The organism is Brevibacillus sp. HB2.2 (genome assembly GCF_013284275.1).
Lineage (GTDB): Bacteria > Bacillota > Bacilli > Brevibacillales > Brevibacillaceae > Brevibacillus > Brevibacillus brevis_D.
In genome coordinates, this window is sequence record NZ_JABSUV010000080.1 from 1 (window position 1) to 4,614 (window position 4,614).

Below are 4,614 nucleotides of genomic sequence, written 5' to 3' on the forward strand. Positions count from 1 at the left end.
CGCCAACCATATCGGACCTTCTCTCATTCGACAATTTCCGATAAGTATTGCAACACTTACATACTATACAGGCAAATTGAACCAATAGCAATACCGGATTTTTTTGGAATATAGTCATTTTTTCCTAGTGTTTCATTTCCCTCTCCATGAAGCACAGGCTTTTCCACAAGGTATTTGTCGTTTCAAGAAATCCTGCGGTAGATTAAACGGATAGTCCAGCGGATGACGCCCTACAACAATCCAGCGCCCATCCGAAAGCTTTTTCAACTGGTACACACGGAAAAATCGATCGCTTGGATCGAAGGCAAACCATACCACAAGCGTCGCACACCTGCTGCCCGAGGACAGGACCTGTGATTTTACAATTGGTGGAGCCCCTATCGTATCCCCTACCGGGATCGCGAGTCGTCCGTTTATTCGCCGCAAATCAAGATTGCCGATCACTCGATTTGCCAGACAAGGGGTCATGAACTTTTGCAGGAAACGGCGAATTTTCACCTTGGAATTGAACCGTTTTGGCAAAATGATTCCGCGATCCCCCACACGCTTATGCGCTGAAAAGATAATCGTAAAGAATGCTTGCTCTGCCAATCGAATGACCTGCACCCATTGCTTTTTCATCTGACGTCCCTCCCCCTGTCAGATTATGCATCACGGGAAGAAATTGGTTGGACGCGTACCTATATACATAAACCGTTGCGTGCAGGGTAAATTAATACGGTGTTCTGATCACCCAAAACCGCAGGAGGTATAGCAATGCCTAGCCAAATTAACACGGACTCGCTTAAAAAAGCAGAGGTAGCCACCACGCTGGCAAAAAATATGATTACGCAAGCAATCGAGCAATCTGCTGCCAATCCACAGCTCGCCGAAGAAGCCTTGAAGCAGGCGTCTCAGGAAATTGCCCAAGCGCAAACAATGGTGTCCCAAGTCCAATCCACGCTGCAAACCCAAGCGCAAGCTCAACAAAGTCAATCCTAACCAAATGGCAGGCAGACCCGGATTGGACTGGTGGTTTGCCTGTTTTCCCCATACAATAGCAATTGAGATGATTGCTAAAAAGGTGGGGGACATATTGCCGCAACTTCAAGGATTGAATCATTTGCTTTTCTCTGTCTCCGATCTGGAGAAATCTTTTTGTTTTTACCGGGATGTCCTGCACGCCAAACCACTAGTACGAGGTCGCAAGCTGGCTTACTTTGACTTAAATGGCTACTGGTTGGCGCTGAATGAGGAACCCGACATCCCGCGCAATGAAATTGCTCACTCCTATACACACATGGCCTTCACTATTACAGAAGAGTCTTTTGATGAGTGGTATGCTCACTTGGAAAAGCATGGCGTGACCATTTTGCATGGACGGGATCGCTCAGAGAGGGATAAGCGCTCCATTTATTTCACCGACCCTGATGGGCATAAGTTCGAATTACATACAGGCACTCTCCAGGACCGTCTCGCTTACTACCGGGACGAAAAGCATCACATGACCTTTTTTGAATAATCGATGACGCTGTCCATTTCTTAATATACTTTTCACAAAATCACAATAGTTCCAAAGATTCAACTCCATACGTGAATGCTATAATCGATAAAACACTTATGGCCTATTCCCTTATGAATAGGCCCGTTTTTCGTAAACATTATGGAGGGATTTTATGTTTGGTAAGCGTGGCGCCCAAACCGTTACCGCCTCAATTCAAAAAAGCGATGTCCAAATGTCCGACCAGCTAACGGGGAAAATTCATTTTTTGCAAATGAATCAAACAGACCTTGATCGGCTGAAACAAATCGAACCACTTCTAACAGAACACCTAGAGGCCATTACAGAGCGTCATTATCACATGCTTCGCCAATACTCCCATCTTATGCAGATCGTCGAAACGCATACGACGGTTGATCGATTGGCCGTATCCTTTCGTCACTATTTGCAATCGCTTCCACACGCCAAGCTAGACGATGCCTATGTAGCCGGGCGTAAGAAAATCGGAGAGGTCCACAGCAAAATTGGACTTGCGCCAGAATGGTATACAGGCTCTTACTTGCGGGTTTATGAATATTTGATTCCCGCTATCGTCAATACCTATTCGAAACGTCCCCAGGAATTATCTTCTGTCCTGTTGGCGCTCATGAAGATCATCACGCTTGATTCGCAAATCGTCCTCCAATCGTATCAGGAGGACAATGATTACAAAGTCATTGATCGCCTGGGCGAAGTTCTGGAATTGGTGATTCAGATCGATAAATTCAAGCATGTGCTGGACACGCTTGAGGATACAACTGAGGAAGCTGGCAATGTGGGGTCTGCTGCTGAGCAGCTAAGCGAATCTGTGCAAAAAGTGGCTCAATCAGCCGTCTCTGTCGCAGAGAGTGCTTCCACGACAATCGAGCAAGCGACAATGGGCAAGGATATTATCCAAGATTCATTAACCAGCTTTCTTTCCATGGCAGATGAATTCCAAGAGATGCAAGCAAAAACTTCGCAATTAATGACATCCATTGCAGAAGTTTCTCAGGTCGTCCAAGTCATCCGCAATATTGCCGATCAAACCAACCTTCTTGCATTGAATGCGTCGATTGAGGCAGCGCGTGCCAACGAACACGGGCGAGGCTTCGCTATCGTGGCAGATGAAGTACGAAAGCTCGCCGAGCAGACCAAGCAATCCGTTCAAAGCATTACTGCCACAATCAACAATGTTCAGAATGAAGCTGTCCAGGTAAAAGAAACGGCCACTCTCATGAGCGACCATTTTAACAATAAAGTAATTCAGACACGCGATGCCATTGGGATATTAGGAGATATTGTGCAAAATATTGAGACTGTCGGGCATTCCACCGGACACATCGCCGCATTGGCACAAGAGCAGTCTGCTGCCACAGATGACATTTCCATGCGCATATCGCAAGTCCTGACGAATATGGAGCAGGTCTCTTCGCACGTCTCGAATGTAGGTAAAAACGTCTATAATGTTGGGGCTGGCATTAACAGCCTACACAAGCTGAGCATCACACAAACGAGCCAATTTAAGACCAAGCATTACTTGCGAATCGTCAAAACCGACCATCTCTTATGGAAATGGTGGCTGTACAACTTCATGCTTGGGTATCACCACATTTCTGAAAAAGAACTCGTGGACCATCATCAATGCCGCTTGGGGATTTGGTATGACGAGGCCTTGAACAATCCATCCTTAAGCACCTTGCCCTCATTCAAGCAATTAGAAGCGCCTCATCGCCAGTTCCACGAAACGGTTCGGCGGATTTACCACCTCGTCAAGCAAGGAAAACTAGAGGAAGCAGAAGCTACGTTTGATACGCTAGAAGATATCTCACAACGCATTCTCAACATACTGGATCAGCTCGCCAAAGAAGTATCCTAATGCTATTATCTACTTTTCTTTCGCTTGCTCGGCTGCCTTTTGGAGGCAGCTTTTTTTGTTTGGACACGGTTTAACTCTGCGGGAGATAACGGTCTAGTACGTGTTTTGGTTCGCCCGCCCCTTTTTACTTTGGCAACTGACCTGCCCGCTCTCCCTGTTGCTCTTGCTATCCCCACGCCAAACGCTTGCAATGCCCAGACAACCGGATACGAAATGGAAAGCCTCCCATTGGCTGAACCAGCAAAATTCACAGCCGCCGCGTAATTGCCCGCAGTCAGCCAAACGGAGCCGGAATCTCCTGGCAAGGAGATGGGAATCGTACTTCTGATGACCGTCTGATTCTGAAAACGAATGGTCCCCAGTCCTCCGTAGTTCCCGTAACTGACATCAATATCGGTGTGGATCGATTCGACCGTTCCCCATGCCAACCCCGATGAACGGCCTACCTTTTTCAATCTGCGCCCGATACCATACGAGCGAATCACACCTGGTACTCTGCCCACGGTTGCATAACGAGGGGCAAGGAGTCGATTGGAAGTAGGGATGCTAAGCGCTGCATCCATTCGATTACCTGCATTTCTCCGAAGTCGAACATACCGATACAAGCGTCCGATTCGATCTCTTCCCGAACGACCACCGTCGGCTCCACCTGGCTGGATGGTCTCGGTATAGCCGCTCGTATTGTTACGATTCAGGACGTGATTGTTGCTCAACACAAACCGTTGGCCTCCTCGGGCAACGATTAACCCAGCCGTTCCGGACGCCCCTGGGTAACCGATGCTATATCCAGCGATCACAGGTCTGATTCTGCTGCGGTAATTTGTTGCAGAAGGACGTACAGCAGGATGACAATGGCACCGTCCAGAGGTTACGGTTCGAACAGGAACGGATACATGGGCTGTCGCCACCTGTCTTTTGACAAGGACGCAACTCGGGCAGCTCTTCTTCACGGCGGCACTTGCATTGACGGTATACATCACAATACAAGCGCCGCCTTTTTTGTTTTTACCGTTTGCGTAGCCAATCCCGATGCCAATTACGCCCGGCATCCGCTTCCACCTTTTGACCAAATGCTTCTTGGCCAGGAGCGCTTCCTGAAAGGTTGCCATGGCACCCCTTCCTTTCTGGAGGTAGTTTGTTTTACATGGTCATCGTATGTAAAACTTGGCCAGCACTGTTGGACGCTTGTCATTGCGGGGAAGCCTTTTTTGCGTATTTGAAAAAGTACGTTATTCCA

The 4,614-nt window shown here is 47.9% G+C and carries 5 protein-coding genes; 3 read left to right on the forward strand and 2 right to left on the reverse strand.

The features are described from left to right. Positions 1–132: 132 nt before the first annotated feature. Positions 133–621, reverse strand: coding sequence for a hypothetical protein (locus HP401_RS29275; protein ID WP_173607599.1), 489 nt, complete (start codon positions 619–621; stop codon positions 133–135). 135 nt (positions 622–756) lie between these two features. Between HP401_RS29275 and HP401_RS29280 the strand changes: the two genes are divergently transcribed. The 3 genes from HP401_RS29280 to HP401_RS29290 all read left to right on the forward strand — a co-directional run bounded on the left by HP401_RS29280 (position 757) and on the right by HP401_RS29290 (position 3,377). After that, on the forward strand, positions 757–981 hold the full coding sequence (locus HP401_RS29280; RefSeq protein WP_007722024.1) for a hypothetical protein: 225 nt from the start codon (positions 757–759) through the stop codon (positions 979–981). Between the two features lie 67 nt (positions 982–1,048). After that, complete coding sequence (gene fosB, locus HP401_RS29285) at positions 1,049–1,501, forward strand: metallothiol transferase FosB (protein WP_064201034.1); 453 nt, start codon at positions 1,049–1,051, stop codon at positions 1,499–1,501. Positions 1,502–1,655: 154 nt separating this feature from the next. Next, positions 1,656–3,377 (forward strand): protoglobin domain-containing protein, encoded by a 1,722-nt coding sequence (locus HP401_RS29290; RefSeq protein WP_173607600.1) that lies wholly within the window; start codon positions 1,656–1,658, stop codon positions 3,375–3,377. Between the two features lie 5 nt (positions 3,378–3,382). On the opposite strand, the gene HP401_RS29295 is transcribed toward HP401_RS29290, so the two are convergent. After that, positions 3,383–4,486, reverse strand: a complete 1,104-nt coding sequence (locus HP401_RS29295) for a chymotrypsin family serine protease (protein WP_173607601.1) — start codon at positions 4,484–4,486, stop codon at positions 3,383–3,385. Between the last annotated feature and the right edge of the window lie 128 nt (positions 4,487–4,614).

Bases quoted from the DNA above. Each gene is read 5' to 3' on its own strand.
- HP401_RS29275 (WP_173607599.1), bottom strand. From the start codon at position 621: ATGAAAAAGCAATGGGTGCAGGTCATTCGATTGGCAGAGCAAGCATTC.
- HP401_RS29295 (WP_173607601.1), bottom strand. From the start codon at position 4,486: ATGGCAACCTTTCAGGAAGCGCTCCTGGCCAAGAAGCATTTGGTCAAA.
- fosB (WP_064201034.1), top strand. From the start codon at position 1,049: ATGATTGCTAAAAAGGTGGGGGACATATTGCCGCAACTTCAAGGATTG.
- HP401_RS29280 (WP_007722024.1), top strand. From the start codon at position 757: ATGCCTAGCCAAATTAACACGGACTCGCTTAAAAAAGCAGAGGTAGCC.
- HP401_RS29290 (WP_173607600.1), top strand. From the start codon at position 1,656: ATGTTTGGTAAGCGTGGCGCCCAAACCGTTACCGCCTCAATTCAAAAA.